This window comes from Ralstonia sp. 25mfcol4.1 (genome assembly GCF_900104095.1).
Taxonomy (GTDB): domain Bacteria; phylum Pseudomonadota; class Gammaproteobacteria; order Burkholderiales; family Burkholderiaceae; genus Cupriavidus.
On sequence record NZ_FNJO01000002.1, the window covers coordinates 217184 to 240099 of the forward strand.

A 22916-nucleotide genomic window follows, 5' to 3' on the forward strand; every position below is an offset into this window, starting at 1 on the left:
CAACCTTACCCGCACCGGCGGCCGGGCCATTCGCCCAGTGCCGGCGCGCGCCGGTTCAGTGCGTCAGGCCCTGGTCTTCCGGATGGCGGTTGCCCAGCAGGTGGTACAGCAGGATCGCGCCAAACGTGGCCGTCCCGATGCCCCCCAGCGTCATGCCGCCGAATTTCAGCGTCAGATCGCCAGCGGCCACGGTCAGCGTCGCACCCACCGTGATCAGGTTGCGCGAGCTTGAGAAGTCCACATGGTTCTGCACCCAGATGCGCCCCGCCGTGGCCGAGATCAGGCCGAACACGACGATGGTCAGGCCCCCGATGACCGGACCGGGAATCGTCAGGATCAGCGCGCCGAACTTGGGAGAGAAACCGAGCAGGATCGCCACCGCCGCGGCCACCACGAAAATCAGCGTCGAATAGATGCGGGTGACCGCCATCACGCCCATGTTTTCGGCGTACGTGGTCACACCGGTGCCGCCGCCGGACGCCGACAGCATCGTGGCCACGCCATCGCCGATGAATGCGCGGCCGATGTACGGATCGAGATTGCGCCCCGTCATCACGCCAATGGCCTTGATATGGCCGAGATTCTCGGCCACCAGCACGATGGCCACCGGCGCGATCAGCAGCATCGCGTTGGCCTGGAAGACCGGCGCGGTGAACGCGGGCATGCCGAACCAGCTGGCTGCCGCCACGCCGGAGAAATCGATGGCGTGGCCCAGGCCCATCAGGTTGGTCGCCACGAAATACGCCAGGTAGCCCGTCAGGCCGCCAAGCAGCACCGGCAGGCGCCCCAGCATGCCCGGCGCCCGTACCGCGATCAGCCCCACGGCCAGCACCGTCAGCAGGCCCACCCAGGTATCGAGCGGCGCCCCGCTGACCGCCTTGACGGCCACCGGCGCCAGGTTCAGGCCGATGGCGGCGACGATGGCACCCGTCACCACCGGCGGCATCAGTTTTTCCACCCACGCGTAGCCCACGGTCTGCACGATCAGTCCGATGATCGTGTACACGGCGCCAGCGGCGATGATGCCGCCCAGGGCCACCGGGATATTCGGGTTCGGGCCGCTACCGCTGTAGCCGGTCGCCGCGATTACCACCGCAATGAACGCGAAGCTCGATCCCAGGTAACTGGGCACGCGGCCGCGCACGCAGAGGAAGAACAGCAAGGTGCCGATGCCCGAGAACAGGATCGCGATATTGGGAGGAAAGCCCATCAGGATCGGGGCAATCGCCGTGGAGCCGAACATCGCCACCACGTGCTGAATGCCCGCGAGAATCGTCTGACCTGCCGGCAGGCGTTCGTCGGGGGCGATCACCCCCTCGGTCTTGAGCCGCCACTTCGGCAGGAAACTCCCGTCGTCAATGCTGTCCTGGCCATTCGCCATGTTGTTCTCTCCCTGTCAGCGGTACGGCTGCGTTGCCGGTTGAATTATCGGTATGGAAAATCCGGGGTTGCGGGCCGGCGCCAGGCGTCGGCCCGCAACGGCGATGCGCATGATACCCCGCACCCCCGGTGGTGCAAATCGGGACTGCCGCGCGAAGACCACGCCAGCGAAGCACAACGCATACCAGCCCCGGGCTGTTGACCCGGAGCGGGCGCCCGCGTCAACGCGCTGGCGTGGTCTTCGGAGCCGCCTGCGGCGCCGGCTTCGGCGCGGGCTTGCCATCCTTGCGGGCTCCGGCCGTGGTGGCGGGCGACTTGCCGAACGTCAGGCCCGCTTCCTGGAGATTGGCCGCCGACTTCGCGCCCACTCCCGGCACGCGGTCTGCAAGGTCGGCAGCGTCCTGGAACGCCCCGTTCCTGTCGCGCTCCGCCAGAATCCGCTTGGCCGTTGCCGGGCCAATGCCCTTGATCGTGGTCAGCGCCACCTCGTCGGCGCTATTCACGTCGACCTCGGCATGGGCCGGCCCCGTGCCAGCCATGGCCAGCGTGAACGCCAGCGCCAGGCCGGCGCGCCGCCATGCGCGCAGCGCGCTTCGGGATGTGCTGGTCAGAAAGTTGCCGGTCCGGGCCGCCGGCGCGTGCGCCTGGCCAGCGTCGTACATCTTTTGCATCGATGAAACTCCTTTCCTTTCGGGTTGCTGTCCGCCGCCGGATGGCAACGGAAGCGGTCAGGATAGGAGTCCGATCGGACGTCGGAAATGGCTGGACACATGAGTTCACAATATCCGCGCGTTTGTGTGTCCAAGCGCGATATTGGCGATGCACTGCCGGACTTCTACGAGTCCGGCCAGCGCAGACCGTGGCGCGGGCGCGACACGGCCGTGGGCGGGCGCCCGTTTCAGCTACGGTCGAGCAGCCATTTGCAGTAGCGGCTCACGCCTTCCTGCACCGTCAGGAACGGTGCCTCGTAGCCGGCCGAGCGCAGGCGCGACACGTCGGACTGCGTGAAGCACTGGTACTTGCCGCGCAACGCGTCCGGAAACTTCACGTATTCGACCAGCCCTTCCTGCACCATGTCTTCCAGCGACAGGGGCGGCTTGTCTTCGGACTCGCGCAACGCATTCACCACCGACACCGCAATATCGTTAAATGGCTGCGAACGGCCCGTGCCAAGGTTGAAGATGCCGGACTTTTCCGGATGATCCAGGAAGTACAGGTTGACCTTGACCACGTCTTCCACCGACACGAAGTCACGGCTTTGCGTGCCCGGCGCGTAGCCGTTGTACTCGCCGAACAGCTTGACCGAGCCTTCGGCGCGGAACTGGTTGAAATGGTGGAACGCCACCGATGCCATGCGGCCCTTGTGGAACTCGCGCGGGCCGTAGACGTTGAAGTATCGGAAGCCAACGATTTGCGAATGCGCGGACGGCAGCCGGCGGCGCACCACCTGGTCGAACAGGAACTTCGAATAGCCGTAGACGTTCAGCGGCTTTTCGTACTCGCGGTCCTCGCGGAACATCGTAGAAGCGCCATAAGTGGCGGCCGACGACGCATAGAGGAACTGGGTGCCCTGCTCCAGGCAGGCTTCCATCAGCGCCAGCGTGTAGCGGTAGTTGTTCTCCATCATGTAGCGGCCGTCCGTTTCCATGGTGTCGGAGCAGGCGCCTTCATGGAATACCGCGCGCACATTGCCGAAATCGCCGCGCTTGAAACGCTCGACGAACTCGGCCTTGTCCAGGTAGTCGGCAATCTCGCAGTCCACGAGATTGTTGAATTTCTCGGCACGCGTCAGGTTGTCGACCGCGACGATATGCGATTCGCCGCGTTCGTTCAGGCCCTTGACGATATTGCTGCCGATAAAGCCGGCAGCGCCGGTCACGATGATGGTCATGGCAGATTCAGGCTAGCAGGCGCGCCTCAGGCAGCGCCAAACAATTCGGGATAAGTGACAACGGCGGTACCCAGCTTGCCGACGACGATGCTGCCGGCGCGGTTGGCATGCTGCACGGCTTCCTTGAGCGGCACACCGGCACCCAGCATGGTGGCCAGCGTGGCAATCACCGTGTCGCCGGCCCCCGATACATCATAGACTTCGCGCGCCTGGGCCGAGACATGCAGTACTTCAGCCTCGGTATAGAGCGTCATGCCCTCTTCCGAGCGCGTCAGCAGCAACGCTTCGAGCTGCAGTTCGCGGCGCAGGTTCTGGGCGCGGATGGTCAGGTCGGCCTCGGTCTTCCAGGCCCCCACCACGGCGCGCATCTCGGCGCGGTTCGGCGTGATCAGCGTGGCGCCACGGTAGCGCGAGTAGTCGTCGCCCTTGGGGTCGATCAGCACGGTGCGGCCGGCCGCGCGGCCCGCGTCGACCATGCGGCCGACATGGGTTAGCCCGCCCTTGCCATAGTCCGACAGCACCAGCACCTGATAGTCGTTGACCAGGGTCTGGTAGCGATCCTGTACCGAAGCCAGCACTTCGCTGGCCGGGGCGTTCTCGAAGTCCACCCGCAACAGCTGCTGCTGGTGCGCCACCACGCGCAGCTTGATGGTGGTGTTCAGGCTGGCGTCGCGATGCAGGTACGGCTGGACGTGGCTCTCGTTGAGCAGCGCTTCCAGCGTGCGGCCGGGCTCGTCGTCGCCCACCACGCCGAGCATGCCCACGCGGGCACCTAGCGCGGCCGCGTTGCGGGCCACGTTGGCGGCGCCGCCCAGGCGCTCGTCGCTGCGCTTGATCTGCACCACGGGCACGGGCGCTTCCGGCGAGATGCGCTCCACATCGCCGAACCAGTAGCGGTCCAGCATCATGTCGCCCACCACCAGTACCTGGGACTGGCGGATCTGGTCCTGCGGAATCGTGTTCTTGCTCATGAACTTCCCTTTGCGACGCGCCGTGCCGTGACGGTGCGGCGGGTCGGTCTGGTTACGCGGTTGAAACGAATCAGTGCGCGGCGGTGGAGCGCCCGATCGCGTGATATTCGATGCCGGCCTGAGCCATGGCATCCGGTTCATAGAGGTTGCGGCCGTCGATGATGACCGGCGTCTTGAGCAACGCGCGGATCTGCGAGAAATCGGGGCTGCGGAAAACCTTCCACTCCGTCACGATCACCAGCGCATCGGCATCCTTCAGCACGTCCATCTGGGCGTCGCAGAATTGCAGGCGATCCATGCCGCCGGGGATGTCGGCCAGGTCGGCTTCCAGCACGCGGCGGGCCTCGTGCATCGCTACGGGATCGTGCACGCGCAACGACGCGCCGCGCGATACCAGCTCACGGGCCAGCACGCGGGCGGGCGCCTCGCGCATGTCGTCGGTATTGGGCTTGAATGCCAGGCCCCAGACGCCGAAAGTCTTGCCGGTCAGGTCGTCACCAAAGCGATTGACCACCTTGCGGCCCAGCACCTGCTTCTGTGCATCGTTGACGGCCTCCACGGCCTCCAGCACCCGCATGGGCTTGCCGTAGGCACTGGCCGTGCGCATCAGCGCCTGCACGTCCTTGGGAAAGCAGGAGCCACCGTAGCCCGCGCCGGCATACAGGAAGCTGTAGCCGATGCGGGGATCGGAGCCGATGCCCATCCGCACCAGCTCGATGTCGGCGCCCACTTCGTCGGCCAGGTTGGCCAGCTCGTTCATGAACGAGATGCGCGTGGCCAGCATCGAATTGGCCGCGTACTTCGTGAATTCGGCCGAGCGCACGTCCATGTAGAACGTGCGCTCGTGGTTGCGGTTGAACGGCGAGTACAGCTGACGCATGATGGCCTGCGCGTGGCGGCCGGCGACGTCAGGCGCACAGCCCAGCACGATGCGGTCCGGACGCATGAAGTCTTCCACGGCGGCGCCTTCCTTCAGGAACTCGGGGTTGGACACCACCGAGTACTGCAGGTCTTCGAGCCCGCGCGCGGCCAGTTCCTCGCGGATCACGGCCGCCACGCGGTCGCCGGTGCCCACGGGCACGGTCGACTTGTCCACTACCACCTTGAAACCGGTCATATGGCGACCGATGTTGCGCGCGGCGGCCAGCACGTACTGCAGGTCGGCCGAGCCGTCCTCGTCAGGCGGGGTGCCCACGGCAATGAACTGCACGTCGGCATGCTCGACACTGGCTGCCACATCGGTGGAAAACGTCAGCCGGCCCGCCGCGCGGTTGCGGTCGATCAGTTCCTTCAGGCCCGGTTCGTAGATGGGCACGCCACCGGCGTTCAGCAGGGCGATCTTCTTTTCGTCGACATCGAGGCAGAACACGGAATTGCCGAGTTCTGCCAGGCAGGCACCGGTAACGAGGCCAACATAGCCGCTGCCGATAATCGTAACTTTCATTGCGGAAGCTCCAGGGAATTCAGGGTCGCTTGAGATGTATTAGCCAAGCGCTTCGGAGCGGCGCGGCGCATAGGTCTCCCAGCGATTGCAGCCGGGGCACTGCCAGTAGAAGAGCCGGGCGCGGAAGCCGCATTCGCGGCAGGTATAGCGCGCCAGGTTACGGGTGCGAAGTTGCAGCAGGTCGCGGATCGCCGCGATTTCCTTCGTCTGGTCGTCCGGATCGGCGTCCGCGGCCGCGCCATCGGCCGGCGCCTCGCCATTGGCACCGACAGGCTGCTGCGCCTTGATCTCGTCCGCCTGCGCCTCGAAATACCGGGTCAACGCCAGCAGCGTCGGCTGGCGGCGCAACTGGTCGCGCATCAGCGCGGTGGCGGCCACGGGGCCGTTCGCTTCGAGTTCGGTGCGATAGGCGGTATCGAGCAGCTCCGGCGCCAGCTTGGTCTTGAGAAGTTCGCGCAGCCACTGCAGGGCCTTGCCCTGCTCGCCCAGCGTCGCGTAGGCCTTGACCACGCGGTCGGCCACCAGCGGCAGATAGGCGGCATCCTGGCTTTCGATCCCGAGCCAGTGCTCCAGCGCGCCGGTCTGGTCGCCGGCCGCGGCGGCCACGTCGCCCAGCAGGATCGGCGCACGCACGTTGGCCGGGTTTTCCTCGCGGGCGCGACGCAGCCATTCCATGGCTTCTTCGGGTTTCTTCTTCTGCAGCGCGTCCTGCGCCAGCTCACAACAGAACTGGGCAATCTGCACGCGGTAGTCCTTCTGGTCCAGCGTCTGCAGTTCGCGTGCGGCGTCGATGGCCTTCGACCATTCTTTCTCGACTTCGTACAGTTCCAGCAGCACGCGCTTGGCCGATGCCGCGTACGGGCCGGACATCAGCCGGCGCAGCGACTCCTCGGCGCGGTCCAGCAGACCGGCGCGCAGGAAGTCCTGCCCCAGCTCATAGAGTGCGTGCTCACGTTCGGGCTCGGGAAGGTCTGGCCGGGTGGCCAGGTTCTGATGCACGCGAATCGCGCGTTCGGTCTCGCCACGCCGGCGGAACAGCGCACCCAGCGCAAAGTGCAGTTCGGTGGTCTCGGGGTCAAGACGCGCCACCTCGACAAAGGCATCGATGGCCTTGTCGGGTTGCTCGTTGAGCAGGAAATTGAGGCCTTTGAAATACGAACGCGGCAATGCGCCCTGTTCGCTCATCAGCTGGCGCAGGTCGAAGCGCGCCGCCATCCAGCCAAGGCCAAATACAAGTGGCAGCGCCAGCAGCCACCAGGTTTCAAACATCATGGGTCAGACTTTCGGACCGACTACGTTATAAGGTACGCCCGGCTTGGCCTCGGGCGGCACGACATCCACCGCCGGCGTGGCACGCGCCGCGCCCAGGGCACGACGCAGGCGCGATGCTTCCATGCGCTGGCGCATCAGCCCCGGCGCCACGGCTGCCAAAGCGGCCACGATGCCCAGCCCGAACGCAGCCAGCAGGATCAGGATCAGCGGGGCGTGCCAGACTGCACCGAAGAAAAGCTGCAGGTCGGCATCGCCGGTATTGCGCAGTGCCAGCACGAACAGGAGCACGAACAGGACGATGCGAAAGATCCAGGTGATGAGTTTCATGCGGTGAATGCGATCGGATCAGGGGTGCACAACCGGTCACGCGACAGCGCTCCGGCGCGCCCGGCCAAGGATTCCCGGCATTGTAGCGGAATCACTTCTCGCAGACCGTAACGATTGGTCGCCACGCGCGCCGCCCAACGCAGTGAGCGGCCGTCATCCGCGCGCAAACAAAAAACGCCCCCGAAGGGGCGTTTTTCAACAGACTTGCCAGTATGGCGAGCATGCATCAGGAACGGACCAGATTGAGCTGATTGTCCTCGTGCAGGCCGGCCGGAGCCGGTTGCGACGGGGCCAGCGACTGCCCTGCCTTGCCGTGCGGCGCCTGACCGTTGACGGTCGCGACGCCACCTTGTGGCGATACAGGGCGGTCTACCCGCTCCCGCAACTCCTTGCCCGCCTTGAAATGCGGCACCCGCTTTTCGGGCACCAGCACGCGTTCGCCGGACTTGGGGTTGCGGCCCACGCGAGGCGGCCGCCGGTTCAGACCAAAGCTGCCGAAGCCGCGGATCTCGATGCGATGGCCATCGGCCAGGGCTTCGGACATTGCGTCGAGAATCGTTTTCACCGAGATGTCCGCATCCCGCAGCAGCAACTGCGGAAAACGGGCAGCCAGTTTTTCGACGAGCTCGGACTTGGTCATGGGCGGTCTCGCTTCGCGCGGCGCTCTAAATTACTGGTTTTCCTGGCCCAGCTTGGCCTTCAGCAGCGCGCCCAGGTTGGTCGTGCCAGCCGTGCCGGTGTCAGCCTGGAACTTCTGCATCGCTTCCTGCTGCTCTGCGCTGTCCTTGGCCTTGATCGACAGGTTGATGTTGCGCGACTTGCGGTCGACGTTCACCACCAGGGCGGTGATCTGCTCGCCTTCCTTCAGCACGTTGCGGGCATCTTCCACGCGGTCAGCGGAGATTTCCGATGCGCGCAGGTAGCCTTCCACGTCGTCAGCCAGTTGCACCACGGCGCCCTTGGCATCAACAGCCTTGATCGTGCCGTTGACGAGCGAACCCTTGTCGTTGGCCGAGATGAAGTTGTTGAACGGATCGCCCGACAGCTGCTTGATACCCAGCGAGATGCGTTCCTTGTCGACGTCGATGCCCAGAACGACAGCTTCCACTTCGTCGCCCTTCTTGTACTTGCGCACGGCTTCTTCGCCCGACTCTTGCCACGACAGGTCCGACAGGTGAACCAGGCCGTCGATGCCGCCCGGCAGACCGATGAACACGCCGAAGTCGGTGATCGACTTGATCTGGCCCGTCAGCTTGTCGCCCTTCTTGTGGTTGCGGCTGAAATCGTCCCACGGATTGGCCTTGCACTGCTTCATGCCCAGGCTGATACGACGCTTGTCTTCGTCGATATCCAGAACCATGACTTCGACTTCGTCGCCCAGCTGGACAACCTTCGACGGGGCCACGTTCTTGTTGGTCCAGTCCATTTCCGACACGTGGACCAGGCCTTCGATACCGGCTTCGATTTCCACGAATGCGCCGTAGTCGGTCAGGTTCGTCACCTTGCCGAACAGACGCGTGCCTTGCGGGTAGCGGCGCGAGATGCCCACCCACGGATCTTCGCCCAGTTGCTTCACGCCCAGCGAGACGCGGTTCTTTTCCTGGTCGAACTTGAGGATCTTGGCGGTGATTTCCTGGCCAACCGACAGCACTTCGCTCGGGTGACGCACACGACGCCATGCCAGGTCGGTGATGTGCAGCAGGCCGTCGATACCGCCCAGGTCCACGAACGCGCCGTAGTCGGTGATGTTCTTGACGATACCGTTGACGATCGCGCCTTCCTTCAGCGTTTCCATCAGCTTCTGGCGCTCTTCGCCCAGCGTGGCTTCCACCACGGCGCGGCGCGACAGCACGACGTTGTTACGCTTGCGGTCGAGCTTGATGACCTTGAATTCCAGGGTCTTGCCTTCGTACGGCGTGGTGTCCTTGATCGGACGCACGTCGACGAGCGAACCGGGCAGGAAGGCACGGATGCCGTTGACCATGACGGTCAGGCCGCCCTTGACCTTGCCGGTCACGGTACCCGAGATGATCTCGCCGTCTTCCAGCGCCTTCTCGAGGTTCAGCCACGATGCCAGGCGCTTGGCCTTGTCGCGGGACAGGATGGTGTCGCCATAGCCGTTCTCGAGTGCATCGATGGCCACGGAGACGTAGTCGCCGGCCTGCACTTCGAGTTCGCCCTGGTCGTTCAGGAACTCCTCCACCGGCACAAATGCTTCGGACTTGAGGCCGGCGTTGACGACCACGAAATTGTGGTCGATGCGCACGACTTCAGCGGAAATCACTTCGCCAGCCTTCATATTGGAGCGGGCGATCGATTCCTCGAACAGTGCGGCAAAGGATTCGTTAGTTTGCAGGTCGGACATAAACGTAAAGTAGCAATCCGCAGTACGTGGGCCGGCACGCTTATCGTGCACAGTCTGCCTCACGCAGCGGGGTCAGGTTGAACAACTTGTACCGGACGGGTTGGGTTCCGATACAGGTCCGGTTCGGTGCCTCATGGTTTTACTCACCGCACCGCGGCGAACCACTCCAGCACCTGCGCCACCGCCTCGTCCACCGTCATTTCGGAGGTGTCCAGGCGATGCGCGTCTTCCGCGGGACGCAACGGTGCGGCGGCACGGGAACGGTCCCGCGCGTCGCGCGCCTCGAGGTCACGCAAAAGGTCTTCGATATTAGCAGAAATTCCCTTATCAATCAATTGTTTATAGCGCCTGCGGGCGCGCGCCTCCACACTCGCGGTCAGGAACACCTTGAGGCGGGCCTCCGGGAAGATCACCGTGCCCATGTCGCGGCCGTCCGCCACGAGGCCAGGCAGCTTGCGAAAGCCGCGCTGAAGTGCCGTCAGCGCATCACGCACGGGCTGATGGACGGCCAGCGCCGACGCCCGGTTGCCGATCGCCTCCTGGCGAATCAGCTGGCTGACCTCTTCGCCTTCGAGCCAGACCCGGTCCGGGCCGAACTTCACATCGAGGCGCAGGGCGATCTTTGCAAGGGTATCGACGTCGCCGATGTCCACGTCGGCACGGTCGCTGGCCAGCGCCACCAGCCGATACAGCGCGCCGCTGTCCAGCAGATGGAAGCCCAGAGCATCTGCCACCTTGTGCGCCACCGTCCCCTTGCCGGAAGCGGTTGGCCCATCTATGGTGATGACGTCAATGATAGTCATTCTTAATTGAGTAGCTTGAAACTATTGATTTTCGACTTTGATTGAGAGTCGTTATCATTTGATCCATGGTTGCGCGGCTGCAGCGTTCCCGCTCCCCACAAAAGGCGCTGCGCGACCATCCCGACATTTTTCGACGCGAGCAATTCACCATGGCCAAAACCCTGACCTTCGGCATCATGCACCTGGGCATCGCCTTCAGCGTGACCTACGCGCTGACCGGCAGCCTGGCCATCAGCGGCGCCATCACCTTCATCGAACCGGCCGTCAACACGGTAGCCCACTATTTCTTCGACAAGTACTGGGAGCGCCGTGAACGTCGTGGAAATCCCGCGAGGGGCGAAGTCAGCCCCGAAGCGCCGGCGGCGCCCCACCTGGCCGCCGCCTGAAAACTGCCATTGAACCGGAGTGGCCGCTTACCGCGCTACCCCGGCAAACACCGAGAAATACTCCGGGAACGTCTTCGCCACGCAGCCGGGATCGTTGATCCGCACCGGCAGCGGCCCGAAAGCGGCCAACGAGAAACACATGGCCATCCGGTGATCATCATAGGTGCCAATGCCGTCGGCCGGCGTCTGCCAGGCGCTCGATGCCGGAGGCGTCACTTTGAGGTAGTCGGCGCCCTCTTCCACCGTGGCGCCCAGTTTGCGCAGCTCCGTCGCCATGGCGGTAATACGATCCGTTTCCTTGACGCGCCAGCTGGCGATATTGGTCAGCTTGGTCGTGCCTTCGGCGAACAGTGCCGCCACGGCAAGCGTCATCGCGGCGTCCGGGATGTGGTTGCAGTCGAGTTCGATGCCATTGAGCCGGCCGTCGTCGCGCTCGGTGCCGCGCACCTCGATCCAGTTGTCGCCGGCCATCACATTGGCGCCCATCCGGTTCAGCGCATCGGCAAAGCGCACATCGCCCTGGATGCTCGACAAACCCACGCCTTCGACCCGCACCGGACCGCCGCCAATCGCGCCGGCGGCCAGGAAATACGATGCCGTCGAGGCATCGCCCTCGACATAGATCTCGCCCGGGGAACGGTACCGGGCGCCGGCCGGCAGGATGAAGCGCTCCCAGCCCTGACGCTCGACCTCGATGCCAAAGCGCGCCAGCAGGTTCAGCGTGATCTCGATATACGGCTTCGAGATCAGCTCGCCCACCACTTCGATCTCGATCCGGCCCGACGGCGCCGACGCCATCGGTAGCGTCATCAGCAGCGCGGTCAGGAACTGGCTCGACACGTCGCCACGCACGCGGATCGGCGTATCGATGCGGATCTGCGCGGGCTTGATTTCCAGCGGCGGATAGCCCGGTGTGCCCAGGTATTCGACGGCGGCGCCAACCTGCTGCAGGCCGTCCACCAGATCGCCGATCGGCCGCTCGTGCATGCGCGGCACGCCGCTGAGCCTGTAGGTGCCGCCCTGCAGCGCCAGCGCCGCCGTCAGCGGACGAATCGCCGTACCGGCGTTACCCATGAACAGGTCGGCGGCCTTGTTCGGAAAATTGCCACCCACGCCGGTCACGATGCAGTCGCCGCCTTCACGGCGCCAAGTCACGCCCAGCACCTTCAGCGCTTCTAGCATGACTTGGGTGTCGTCGGAATCGAGCAGATCGCGCACGCGTGTCTCGCCGGTGGCCAGTGCGGACAGCAGCAGCACGCGGTTGGAGATGCTTTTCGAGCCAGGCAGGCGCACGGTGCCCGATGCGCGGGTCAGAGGGCCGAGGGTCAGATGTTCCATGGTCTTTGCAACGTCGGCGTGGCGCCCGGGAAAGGCGCCACGGCTTCAGGGTTCTACGTTATGGGTGGCGGCACGCGCCGCGCCCCACTTCAGGCGCGTGTCGCTGGCGCGCGCGAAGATCCGCTCCAGCGCGGCACCGTCGCCCGCCTTGATCTGGGCCTTCAGGTGACCAAGCACGGCTTCGTACGTGTTGATCTCGCGCAGCAGCGCCTCCTTGTTGGCGATGCAGATGTCGCGCCACATCTCGGGCGACGACGCCGCGATTCGCGTGAAATCGCGGAAGCCACCGCCCGCGAAATCGAGCTTCAGTGCCGCGTCCTCGGCATTGGCCACCTGCGCCACCAGCGCATACGACAGCACGTGCGGCAGATGGCTGACCGATGCGAACACGGCGTCATGCTGCACGGCCGACATCACGTGGACATCGGCACCCGTGGACTCCCACATGGCGCGCACCGCCGCCACATCGACGCGGCTGTTTTCCTGCAGCGGGCACATCACCACCTTCTTGCCCAGGTACAGGTCGTTCAGCGCGGCCTCCACGCCATGCAGCTCGCGGCCGGCAATCGGGTGAGCCGGCACGAACTGCGCCACCTTGTCACCGAGCGCGGTCTTGGCGGCCATGATCACGTCGGACTTGGTGCTGCCGGCGTCCGTCACGATGGTGCCGGGCTGCAGATGCGGCTCCAGCGCATGGAGCAGCGCGAAGTTCTGTGCCACCGGCGCGCAGAGCACGATCAGGCTGGCGCCGCGCGCGGCCTCCGCCAACGACTCGGCGGCCTCGTCGATGACACCCAGCATCTTCGCCTTTTCCAGCGACGCCGCCGACCGGCCCACCCCCACCACGGTGCCTACCACGCCGGCACGCTTGAGCGACAACGCCAGCGATCCGCCAATCAGGCCGACGCCGACAATCACAACACGGGAAAAATGCAGAGCACTCACGGCTTCAGATCGATTCGGGTTCACTTCAATGCCTGTTCGAGCGCCGCGATGCAGGTGGCGTTCTCGTCAGGCAGACCAATCGTGATACGCAGCCACTGCGGCAGACCATAGTTGGCCACCGGGCGGACGATCACGCCCTGCTTGAGCATGGCCAGGTTCACACGGGCGCCGGCACCGTCGTCCGTGCCCACGCGGACCATGACGAAGTTGCCCGACGACTTCACGTACTCCAGGCCCATGCGCTCGAAGGCCGCTACCAGCTGGGCCTTGCCGGCACGATTGAGCTCGGCGCTGCGCTGCAGGAATGCCGCGTCGCCCAGCGCCGCCACGGCTGCGGCCTGCGCCAGGCTGTTGACGTTGAACGGCTGCCGCACGCGGTTGAGCAGGTCCGTCAGCGGCGGCTGTGCCACGCCATACCCGACGCGCAGCCCTGCCAGGCCGTAGGCCTTCGAGAACGTGCGCGACACCATCAGGTTCGGATACTTGCGCACCCACGCAATCGATTCGTACTGCTGGTCGGCGTCCAGATACTCGTTGTACGCCTCGTCCAGCACCACCACCACGTGCGGCGGCACCTTGGCCAGGAACGCCTCGATCTCGGCGGCCGACACGAAGGTGCCGGTCGGGTTGTTCGGATTGGCGATAAAGACGAGCTTCGTATCCGGCGCTATCGCGGCGGCCATCGCCTCCAGGTCATGGCCGTACTGGCGCGACTTCACCTCGATCGCCCGCGCGCCCACTTCCTGCGTGGCCAGCGCGTACACCGCGAACGAGTATTCGGCGTAGACGATCGACTCGCCGGCGCGCACCAGCGCATGCGCGGCCAGCTCCAGGATGTCGTTGCTGCCGTTGCCCAGTGTCAGCCATTCGGCCGGGACATCGAATTTTTCCGAAAGCTTGGCCTTCAGTTCGAAGCCGTTGCTGTCCGGATAGCGCCCCAGGTCTGCCGTGGCCGCCGCGATGGCGGTCCTGGCCGATGCCGGCATGCCGAGCGGATTCTCATTCGAGGCCAGCTTGACGATGCGTGCTTCGTCGAGCCCGAACTCGCGTGCGACTTCTGAAATTGGCTTTCCTGCGATGTACGGAGAAATCTTGCGGACGTAGGTCGGGCCGAAATAATCGGCCACATTCGCAGCCGCATTCGCCGCTACGCTCGCCGCCCCGCTTCCCTGCTGTGCCATGCGTGTCTCCTGCCTGCGTTATTTGCTCGACGGATAGGACCCGAGCACCTTCAGGTACGCGGCGTTGGCGCGCAGCGACTGGATTGCGCGTGCCACGGACGGATCGTGCTGATGGCCTTCCACATCGACATAGAAGTAGTACTCCCACGCGCCGCTGCGGGCGGGCCGGGACTCGAAACGGCACATCGACACGCCGTTGTCAGCCAGCGGCGCCAGCAGCTGGTACACGGCGCCGGCCTTGTTCGGCACCGAGAGGATCATCGACGTCTGGTCGCTGCCCGACGGCTCGGTCTCGTAGCGGCCGATCACGGCAAAGCGCGTGCGGTTGTGCGGGTCGTCCTGGATGTTGGCGCGCACGATATGCAGGTGATACCGGTTGGCAGCCGTTTCGCCGGCAATCGCCGCCACCGTGGGGTCTTCGCTGGCCATGCGCGCCGCCTCGGCATTGCTCGACACGGCCTGCCGCTCCAGATGCGGGTAGTTGGCGGTCAGCCAGTGCTGGCACTGCGCCAGCGCCTGCGCATGCGCGCGCACCACGGTCACGCCCTTCATGTCGGGCGACGATGCCATCAGGTTGTGATGGACCTTCAGCGCGATCTCGCCGCTGATCTTCAGCGACGTCTGCAGGAACAGGTCCAGCGTGCGCGACACGGCGCCTTCGGTCGAATTCTCGACCGGCACCACGCCATATTCCACCGTCCCGGATTCCACCGACCGGAACACCTCGTCGATGCTCGGGCAGGGCACGCCTGAGACCTCGTGGCCGAAGTGCGCGTACAGCGCCTGCTCGGAAAACGTGCCGGCCGGGCCCAGGAAGGCAATCTCCAGCGGCTTTTCCAGCCCGCGACAGGCGGACATCACCTCGCGCCAGATCGACGCCACGCTTTCGCCAAGCAGCGGGCCCGGATTGGCGCCCTGCACCTTGCGGATCACCTGCAGCTCACGTTCGGGGCGGAACACCGGCGCGCCGTACTTCTTCTTGACCTCGCCCACGTCGAGCGCCAGCTGCGCGCGACGGTTCAGCAGGGCCAGCAGTTCGCGGTCGACGGCATCGATCTGGTCGCGCAGCGGCGCCAGGTCGGCGGACAGCGCCTGCTCCTGTGGGCTTGGTGCGCCATTGTCATTGCCGGAGGCTGCCACCTCCGGCTTGTCTTGCTGTGTCATAGGCCTGTGGGCCGCGCATCGCGCAGCCGCGAAAAGTCTGGGCTGATGCCGGGCCCTCGCGCTGCAAGGACCGCGACAGAAAGCACCGCCGTCAGGCGGCGGTGCGCTCGAACTCGCGCATGAATTCCACCAGCGCGGTCACACCTTCGAGTGGCATCGCGTTATAGATGCTGGCGCGCATGCCGCCCACGGACTTGTGGCCCTTGAGCTGTACCAGGCCGTTCGCGCGCGCCTGGGTCAGGAACGCCTCATTGCGCGATTCATCGCGCAGGAAGAACGGTACGTTCATGCGCGAGCGGCTGCCGGGATCGATTTCGTTACGGTAGTAGTCGCTTTGGTCCAGGAAGCTGTACAGCGCGCGCGCCTTGGCAATATTGCGCTGTTCGATCCCGGCCACGCCGCCCTGGGCCTTGAGCCACCGGAACACCAGCCCGGCGATGTAGATCGCATAGGTGGGCGGCGTGTTGTACATCGAGTCGTGCTCGGCCACCAGGCGCCAGTTGAACGCCGAAGGGCACAGCGGGTGCGCGAAACCGATCAGGTCTTCGCGCACGATGACGATCGTCACACCGGCCGGGCCGATGTTCTTCTGCGCGCCGCCATACACCACCTGCACGCGCGACCAGTCGATGGGGCGCGACAGGATATGGCTCGACGCGTCGGCCACGACGATGCGGCCCTTGTCATGCGTGCCGGTCTGGCCGATGTCAGGAATGTCCTGGAACTCCACGCCGACGATGGTCTCGTTCGTGCACAGGTGCACGTAGGCGGCATCGTCCGACAGATTCCAGGTTTTCACGTCGGGAATCTTGTGCCACTTCTGATCCTTGCTGGACGCGGCGATATTCACCTCGCCATAGCGGCGCGCTTCCTGCTCCGTCTTGACCGACCACGTGCCGGTCACCACGAAGTCCATCTTCGGCTTGGCGGCATTGACACGATTGGCCAGGTTCAGCGGCACGATGCCGTTCTGGCCAATGGCGCCACCCTGCATGAACAGGATCTTGAAGTTCTTCGGCACATGCAGCAGTTCGCGCAGATCCGTCAGCGCCTGCTGGTGGATGCTGTCGAATTCCTTGCTGCGGTGGCTCATTTCCATCACCGAAACGCCAGTTCCGCGCCATGACAGCATTTCCTCGGCGGCCTGCTGCAGGACTTCGGTCGGCAGCGCGGCCGGGCCAGGCGAGAAATTGAAGACGCGCTCGGCCAGGGAACGTTGCAGGCCGGCGAGGGCGGGGTTCTGGGGATCGTTCATGGAGGGAGAAAAGAAAAATGGCTGCCGGATGGAACCAGGCAGCCATTATCGCCCAAAACCCGCGCCCCTTGGACACCAGGGGCATCCGGAGCGGGCCCGGACACGCGACCTCCCCAGCCCGAAGGCCCGGAGAGGTCAGCCGTCGATCACTTCGAAGCGGCGGCGATTTCCTTCTCGGCGGCGTCGCGCATCGACTTGCCAACCTGCGGGCCGTACTTCTGCATCATCGAACCCCAGATTTCCTGGGTGGCCTTGCCCTGGTTGGCCATGAACTTCTGGCCCGTCGGCGACTTCAGGAACGTGGTCAGATCCTTGATTTCCTGGGTCGAGTAGTACTTGCCGAAGGCATCGTAGTGCGCCTTGATGGCGTCCTGACGGAAGCCGTCGGTGTTGAACGCCGTACCGGCGCCGTCGACCATGCGCTGCACGGCGCCGTTCTTCTTGAGCTTGTCGACAGCGGCCTGCTTCTGCTTGTCGTTCAGCGTCTTGTTCTCCACGAGAACCTGCTCCAGCACCAGCGGCGCTTCCTGCTTGGCGCCCTGTTGCCAGTTGTCGGCCTGACCCTTCACAGCCTGGTCAGCCTGCATGACGGTCAGCAGTTCCTTGATGGCCGCGGTCTTGTCCTTGTCTTCCTGAGCGTGCGCACCCTGCGCCAGCATCATCATCGGAGCGAAAGCAGCCAGAACAGCGATACGTCGATAGGTTTTGAGCATTATGACTCCCTGGTAAATACGTCCGGATTAGTCCGAACGGCCGTCTGGCGAGTTCCGGCCGTCGTCCCGTTGTTGCAACAAATTACGAATTCGCGTCCGCGTCGGCGGCGCCCGCTCCGGTATCGCCATCGGCATTGGTCGCACCGCCGGCTTCGTCCGCCACGTCTTCATCTTCGCCGTTGCCGCTGTTATCGGCGTCCGACTCGACGATGCGCTGCAGACCCGACAGCTTGGTGCCCTCGTCCACGTTGATCAGCGTCACGCCTTGCGTGGCGCGACCCATCTCGCGAATCTCGGCCACGCGGGTGCGGATGAGCACGCCGCCCGTGGTGATCAGCATGATCTCGTCCTCGGGCGAAACCAGCGCCGCGGCCACCACCCGGCCATTGCGCTCGCTCGTCTGGATCGCAATCATGCCCTTGGTGCCACGGCCGTGTCGAGTGTACTCGGAGATCGGGGTACGCTTGCCGTAGCCGTTCTCGGTGGCGGTCAGCACGCTGCCCACCGCGCTGATCGAGACGCCCTCGGCCGCCTCACCCTCGCCCTCGGGCGTTTCCGCCGGGGCCACCAGCATGGCGATCACGGCCTGTCCCTCGTCGAGGTTCATGCCACGCACGCCACGCGCCTGACGGCCCATCGGACGCACGTCGTTCTCGTCGAAACGCACGGCCTTGCCGGCATCGGAGAACAGCATCACGTCATGCTGGCCATCGGTGATGGCGGCGCCGATCAGGAAGTCTCCCTCGTCGAGGTCGACCGCAATGATGCCGGCCTTGCGCGGGTTCGAGAAATCCGTCAGCACCGTCTTCTTGACCGTGCCGCGCGCGGTGGCCATGAAGATGAAGTGCTCGGCGTCGAACTGGCGCACCGGCAGGATCACGTTGATCTTCTCGCCGTCGGCCAGCGGGAACATGTTCACGATCGGACGGCCGCGCGAGTTGCGCGAGCCTTGCGGCACTTCGTAGACCTTGAGCCAGTAGAGACGGCCGCGATTCGAGAAGCACAGGATGTAGTCGTGCGTGTTGGCCACGAACAGCGTGTCGATCCAGTCGTCTTCCTTGGTCGCCGTGGCCAGCTTGCCACGACCCCCGCGCTTCTGCGCGCGATATTCGGAAATCGGCTGGCTCTTCATGTAGCCCGAGTGCGACAGCGTGACCACCATGTCCTGCGGGGTGATCAGGTCCTCGGTATCGAGTTCGGTCGCGTTGTGCTCGATCTGCGAACGGCGCTCATCGCCGAACTCGGCACGGATGGCGCCCAGTTCCTCCGTGATGATCGTGGTGATGCGCTCCGGGCGGGCCAGGATGTCGAGCAGATCGGCAATCAGGCCCATCACTTCGCGGTATTCCTGGACGATCTTGTCCTGCTCCAGGCCCGTGAGGCGTTGCAGGCGCATTTGCAGGATTTCCTGCGCCTGGCCGTCGGACAGGCGATACAGCCCATCGGGCTGCATGCCGAACACGGCCGGCAGGCCATCCGGGCGATACGAGGCGCGGCCACCGGCCGTGTCGCTTTCGGCACGCGAGAGCATTTCACGCACCAGGCCCGAATCCCAGGGCTTGGCCATCAGTTCCTGCTTGGCCAGCGGCGGCGTCGGTGCAGCCTTGATGATCGCGATGAACTCGTCGATGTTGGCCAGCGCGACGGCCAGGCCTTCCAGCACGTGCCCGCGCTCGCGCGCCTTGCGCAGCTCGAACACCGTGCGGCGCGTCACCACTTCGCGGCGATGCGACAGGAAGGCATCCAGCATCTGCTTCAGGTTCAGCAGGCGCGGCTGGCCATCGACCAGCGCCACCATGTTCATGCCGAACGTGTCCTGCAGCTGGGTGTTCTTATATAGGTTGTTCAGCACAACCTCGGGCACCTCGTTGCGCTTGAGCTCGATCACCACGCGCATGCCTGACTTGTCAGATTCGTCGCGGATGTCGGAGATGCCCTCGATCTTCTTCTCGGTCACCAGCTCGGCGATGCGCTCGAGCAGTGTCCGCTTGTTCACCTGGTACGGCAGTTCATCGACGATGATCGCCTGGCGCGCGCCACGGTCGATATCCTCAAAGTGCGTGCGCGCGCGCATGACGACGCGGCCCCGACCCGTGCGGTAACCCTCGCGTACACCCTGGATGCCATAAATAATCCCGGCGGTCGGAAAATCAGGCGCCGGTACCAGTTCGATCAGTTCATCGATCGTGGTATCGGGATTACGGAGCAGATGCAGACAGGCGTCGACAACCTCATTGAGGTTATGCGGCGGGATATTCGTTGCCATACCCACGGCAATACCCGACGAACCATTGATCAGCAAATTCGGGATTCGCGCCGGCAAAATACCGGGCTCTTTCTCCGAACCGTCATAGTTCGGTTCGAAATCGACAGTTTCCTTGTCGATATCGTGAAGCATTTCATGGGCGATCTTCGCCAGGCGGATTTCGGTATAACGCATCGCCGCCGCGTTATCTCCATCCACCGAACCGAAGTTACCCTGGCCGTCGACCAGCATATAGCGCAGCGAAAAATTCTGCGCCATGCGGACGATCGTGTCATAGACGGCAGTATCTCCGTGCGGGTGATACTTACCAATCACATCGCCGACGATACGCGCCGACTTCTTATAGGCCCGGTTCCAGTCGTTATTCAGCTCATGCATCGCAAAGAGCACGCGCCGGTGTACCGGCTTCAGGCCGTCCCGGACGTCGGGAAGCGCGCGCCCCACGATAACGCTCATTGCGTAATCGAGGTATGAGCGGCGCATTTCCTCTTCCAGCGAGACCGGAAGGGTTTCTTTGGCGAATTGATCCATTGCGGCGTGGTTTATGCGGCGGGTTTAAGCAAATGAAGCCCGTGAATCTGCCGGCATGAAGTGGCCATGCCGGCGACGGGCGAACATGGCATTCTATCACGCGCGGAACCCCTTCCCGCCCCCGCCGGAACCACCCCTCCACGGCCCCCGCCGGCGCACCACGCGCTCACCCCCGATGCCCTGCAACCCATACAGGACAAGGGTTTGCAGGCGCCGCAAGACCGATGTTGCACAAACACCACAGGCCTAAAACCACGTGGTTGAATCGAATATATTTACTTCTTAGGAAACGAGCCTTGTGGCACAATTCCCCAGCGAAGAGCCAGACATTGTTCGAAGTGGAGCATCCACCACATCGAGAATGTTATACTCCGAAGAATGTATGACTTGTTTTCGTCCATTTGCTCGCAGTAACCCTGCGGTGATCTCATCCTGAGAGGAGAAATATGAAAAAATTTGCCAAGCTCGCGCTCGTTGCAGCTACCGCAGTAATGGCTGCATCCGCTCAAGCCCAGTCCGTCCCCTACGAAAAGAAGGCAGTGAACGATAACTGGGGCAACGGTACGAGCGAGTACGTGTGGAAGAATGGCACGAACGAGCTCTGCTGGCGCGACAGCTCCTGGACCCCGGCAACGGCCAATGCCCTGTGCGATGGCGCACTGGCTCCGGCTGCTGCTCCGGCTCCGGCACCGACCCCGGTCGCTCCGCCGGTTGTGTCCAGCGAGAAGGTCACTTTTGCTGCTGACACCCTGTTCGATTTCGACAAGGCTGTTCTGAAGCCCGAAGGCAAGGCCAAGCTGGACGACCTGGTCTCGAAGCTGCAAGGCATCACGCTGGAAGTCATCATCGCCGTGGGTCACACCGACTCGTTCGGTTCGGACAAGTACAACGATCGCCTGTCGATCCGTCGTGCTGAATCGGTCAAGGCTTACCTGGTGAGCAAGGGCGTCGAAGCCAACCGCGTGTACACCGAAGGCAAGGGCAAGCGTCAGCTGAAGGTTGATCCGAAGTCGTGCAAGGGCAACCGCACCGCTCAGATCGCCTGCCAGCAGCCGAACCGTCGCGTGGAAGTCGAAGTGGTCGGCACCCGCAGCGCACGTTAATCGGATCCTCTCCGATGAAGAAAAGCCCAGCGTATGCTGGGCTTTTTTTTCGTCCTGCCCCCGAAGGTTTTGCCGGCAGCGCGTCAGACCCGCCATATTCGGCGCGGCACTGTTTTTTTGGTAAAGTTGCCGCAGCCTTCTCATCAGACTGCCGCCCGCGCGGCGCCAACGATGTCGCATTCGACCACCCTCAACGCCTCGTCCCAAACCGGCCGCAATGCCGATTTAAAAGAGATCGACAAGTTCAGCGAGCTTGCCCACCGCTGGTGGGACCCGAACAGTGAATTCAAGCCGCTGCATGATCTGAATCCGCTCCGCCTGGGCTGGATCGACGGCATCGCGCACCTGTCGGGCAAACAGGTCATCGATGTGGGTTGCGGCGGCGGCATCCTGTCGGAAAGCATGGCGCGCATCGGCGCCACGGTCAGGGGCATCGACCTGTCCAGCAAGGCGCTGAAAGTGGCCGACCTGCACAGCCTGGAATCGGGCGTGCCAGTTACCTACGAGGAAATCGCCGTGGAAGACCTGGCAGCCCGCGCGCCAGCCAGCGTCGACGTGGTGACCTGCATGGAAATGCTCGAACATGTGCCCGATCCGCAATCGATCGTTCGCGCCTGCATGACACTGGTCAAACCCGGTGGGCACGTGTTCTTCTCGACGATCAACCGCAACCTGAAGGCCTATCTGCTGGCTATCGTCGGCGCGGAATACGTGCTGAACATGCTGCCGCGCGGCACGCACGACTATCAGAAATTCATCACGCCCTCCGAGATGGCACGCTTCGCGCGCAACGTCGGCCTGGAGATGGTCGAGATGCGCGGCATGACCTACAATCCGTTGACGCAGGTCTATTCGCTGGGTCGCGATACCGACGTGAACTACATGATGGCGTTCCGGAAGGTGGCATGACGATGGCGAAGTTTGACGCAGTTTTCTTTGATCTAGACGGTACGCTGGCCGATACGGCGCCCGACCTTGCGGCAGCGGCCAACCGGCTGGTCATGGACCACGGCATGGCACCCGTCGCCTACGAGAAGCTTCGTCCCGTGGCCTCGCACGGCGCGCGCGGGCTGATCGGCGCGGCCTTTGGCAAACGGCCGGAAGACCCCGAATTCCCCGCGCTGCGCGATACCTTCCTCGATTACTACGAGGCCGACATCGCCGTGCATACGCGGCTGTTCGACGGCATGGATGCGGTGCTGGCCAAGCTCGAGGCCGATGGCGTGCCCTGGGGCATCGTCACGAACAAGATCGCGCGTTTCACGGTGCCGCTGGTCCGCGCCATCGGTCTCGCACCACGCGCCTCGGCGGTGGTCAGCGGCGATACCACGCCCCACGCCAAGCCTCACCCTGCCCCGCTCCTGCACGCCGCCGAACTGAGCGGCGTGGCTGCGGCGCGCTGCCTCTATGTCGGCGACGACCTGCGCGACATCCAGGCCGGCAAGGCCGCAGGCATGGCGACGGTCTCCGCCGCCTATGGCTACTGCGGCGAAGGTGAGCCGCCCGATACCTGGGGCGCGGATTACCTGATCCATCACCCGGCCGAACTGCTTGAATTGCTGGGCTAAGCCCCCAGCTTGG

Annotated in this window: 21 protein-coding genes; 4 read left to right on the plus strand and 17 right to left on the minus strand. The window is 64.2% G+C overall.

Features of this window, described 5'->3' with window-relative positions:
- Positions 1-55: 55 nt before the first annotated feature.
- From BLQ58_RS04120 to cmk, 10 genes are all read right to left on the minus strand, one after another.
- Entirely contained in the window at positions 56-1381 is a 1326-nt protein-coding gene (locus BLQ58_RS04120) for a solute carrier family 23 protein (protein ID WP_092594855.1), read from the minus strand.
- 220 nt (positions 1382-1601) lie between these two features.
- A complete protein-coding gene (locus tag BLQ58_RS04125; protein WP_254775801.1) occupies positions 1602-2051 on the minus strand; it encodes a ComEA family DNA-binding protein in 450 nt (149 codons plus the stop codon).
- Between the two features lie 227 nt (positions 2052-2278).
- Complete coding sequence (gene rfaD, locus BLQ58_RS04130) at positions 2279-3271, minus strand: ADP-glyceromanno-heptose 6-epimerase (protein WP_092594857.1); 993 nt, start codon at positions 3269-3271, stop codon at positions 2279-2281.
- A gap of 26 nt (positions 3272-3297) precedes the next feature.
- The gene (rfaE1, locus tag BLQ58_RS04135) at positions 3298-4242 is read right to left on the minus strand and encodes a D-glycero-beta-D-manno-heptose-7-phosphate kinase (protein ID WP_092594859.1); all 945 of its coding nucleotides are present in this window, start codon (positions 4240-4242) and stop codon (positions 3298-3300) included.
- Between the two features lie 70 nt (positions 4243-4312).
- Positions 4313-5686, minus strand: a complete 1374-nt coding sequence (locus tag BLQ58_RS04140) for a UDP-glucose dehydrogenase family protein (protein WP_092594861.1) — start codon at positions 5684-5686, stop codon at positions 4313-4315.
- A gap of 39 nt (positions 5687-5725) precedes the next feature.
- Entirely contained in the window at positions 5726-6958 is a 1233-nt protein-coding gene (gene lapB / locus BLQ58_RS04145) for a lipopolysaccharide assembly protein LapB (RefSeq protein WP_092594863.1), read from the minus strand.
- Between the two features lie 3 nt (positions 6959-6961).
- Positions 6962-7285, minus strand: coding sequence for a LapA family protein (locus BLQ58_RS04150; protein WP_092594865.1), 324 nt, complete (start codon positions 7283-7285; stop codon positions 6962-6964).
- Between the two features lie 226 nt (positions 7286-7511).
- Positions 7512-7925 (minus strand): integration host factor subunit beta, encoded by a 414-nt coding sequence (locus tag BLQ58_RS04155; RefSeq protein ID WP_092594867.1) that lies wholly within the window; start codon positions 7923-7925, stop codon positions 7512-7514.
- Positions 7926-7955: 30 nt separating this feature from the next.
- Entirely contained in the window at positions 7956-9701 is a 1746-nt protein-coding gene (rpsA, locus tag BLQ58_RS04160; RefSeq protein WP_302847625.1) for a 30S ribosomal protein S1, read from the minus strand.
- A gap of 92 nt (positions 9702-9793) precedes the next feature.
- Positions 9794-10453: a (d)CMP kinase gene (cmk, locus tag BLQ58_RS04165; protein ID WP_092594871.1), complete on the minus strand. Its 660-nt coding sequence runs from the start codon at positions 10451-10453 to the stop codon at positions 9794-9796.
- 149 nt (positions 10454-10602) lie between these two features.
- Here cmk and BLQ58_RS04170 point away from each other — a divergent pair, with 149 nt between their 5' ends.
- Positions 10603-10839: a DUF2061 domain-containing protein gene (locus BLQ58_RS04170; protein WP_092595511.1), complete on the plus strand. Its 237-nt coding sequence runs from the start codon at positions 10603-10605 to the stop codon at positions 10837-10839.
- A gap of 27 nt (positions 10840-10866) precedes the next feature.
- On the opposite strand, the gene aroA is transcribed toward BLQ58_RS04170, so the two are convergent.
- The 7 genes from aroA to gyrA form a co-directional block, all read right to left on the minus strand.
- On the minus strand, positions 10867-12177 hold the full coding sequence (gene aroA / locus BLQ58_RS04175) for a 3-phosphoshikimate 1-carboxyvinyltransferase (protein WP_092594873.1): 1311 nt from the start codon (positions 12175-12177) through the stop codon (positions 10867-10869).
- A 45-nt stretch (positions 12178-12222) separates the two neighbouring features.
- Positions 12223-13122 (minus strand): prephenate dehydrogenase, encoded by a 900-nt coding sequence (locus BLQ58_RS04180; protein ID WP_092595513.1) that lies wholly within the window; start codon positions 13120-13122, stop codon positions 12223-12225.
- A 20-nt stretch (positions 13123-13142) separates the two neighbouring features.
- Positions 13143-14303 (minus strand): histidinol-phosphate transaminase, encoded by a 1161-nt coding sequence (gene hisC / locus BLQ58_RS04185; RefSeq protein WP_254775802.1) that lies wholly within the window; start codon positions 14301-14303, stop codon positions 13143-13145.
- Positions 14304-14321: 18 nt separating this feature from the next.
- Positions 14322-15467, minus strand: a complete 1146-nt coding sequence (pheA, locus tag BLQ58_RS04190; protein ID WP_092594875.1) for a prephenate dehydratase — start codon at positions 15465-15467, stop codon at positions 14322-14324.
- A 91-nt stretch (positions 15468-15558) separates the two neighbouring features.
- Positions 15559-16722, minus strand: a complete 1164-nt coding sequence (serC, locus tag BLQ58_RS04195) for a 3-phosphoserine/phosphohydroxythreonine transaminase (RefSeq protein ID WP_092594878.1) — start codon at positions 16720-16722, stop codon at positions 15559-15561.
- A gap of 146 nt (positions 16723-16868) precedes the next feature.
- Positions 16869-17435 carry a DUF2059 domain-containing protein gene (locus tag BLQ58_RS04200; protein WP_092594880.1) on the minus strand — a complete coding sequence of 189 codons (567 nt, stop codon included), beginning with the start codon at positions 17433-17435 and terminating at the stop codon, positions 16869-16871.
- 82 nt (positions 17436-17517) lie between these two features.
- Complete coding sequence (gyrA, locus tag BLQ58_RS04205) at positions 17518-20232, minus strand: DNA gyrase subunit A (RefSeq protein ID WP_092594882.1); 2715 nt, start codon at positions 20230-20232, stop codon at positions 17518-17520.
- 446 nt (positions 20233-20678) lie between these two features.
- Here gyrA and ompA point away from each other — a divergent pair, with 446 nt between their 5' ends.
- The 3 genes from ompA to gph all read left to right on the plus strand — a co-directional run bounded on the left by ompA (position 20679) and on the right by gph (position 22903).
- Positions 20679-21335: an outer membrane protein OmpA gene (gene ompA / locus BLQ58_RS04210; RefSeq protein ID WP_066739225.1), complete on the plus strand. Its 657-nt coding sequence runs from the start codon at positions 20679-20681 to the stop codon at positions 21333-21335.
- A gap of 171 nt (positions 21336-21506) precedes the next feature.
- On the plus strand, positions 21507-22244 hold the full coding sequence (ubiG, locus tag BLQ58_RS04215; RefSeq protein WP_092594884.1) for a bifunctional 2-polyprenyl-6-hydroxyphenol methylase/3-demethylubiquinol 3-O-methyltransferase UbiG: 738 nt from the start codon (positions 21507-21509) through the stop codon (positions 22242-22244).
- Between the two features lie 2 nt (positions 22245-22246).
- Positions 22247-22903 carry a phosphoglycolate phosphatase gene (gene gph, locus BLQ58_RS04220; protein ID WP_092595517.1) on the plus strand — a complete coding sequence of 219 codons (657 nt, stop codon included), beginning with the start codon at positions 22247-22249 and terminating at the stop codon, positions 22901-22903.
- The last annotated feature ends 13 nt before the right edge of the window (positions 22904-22916 follow it).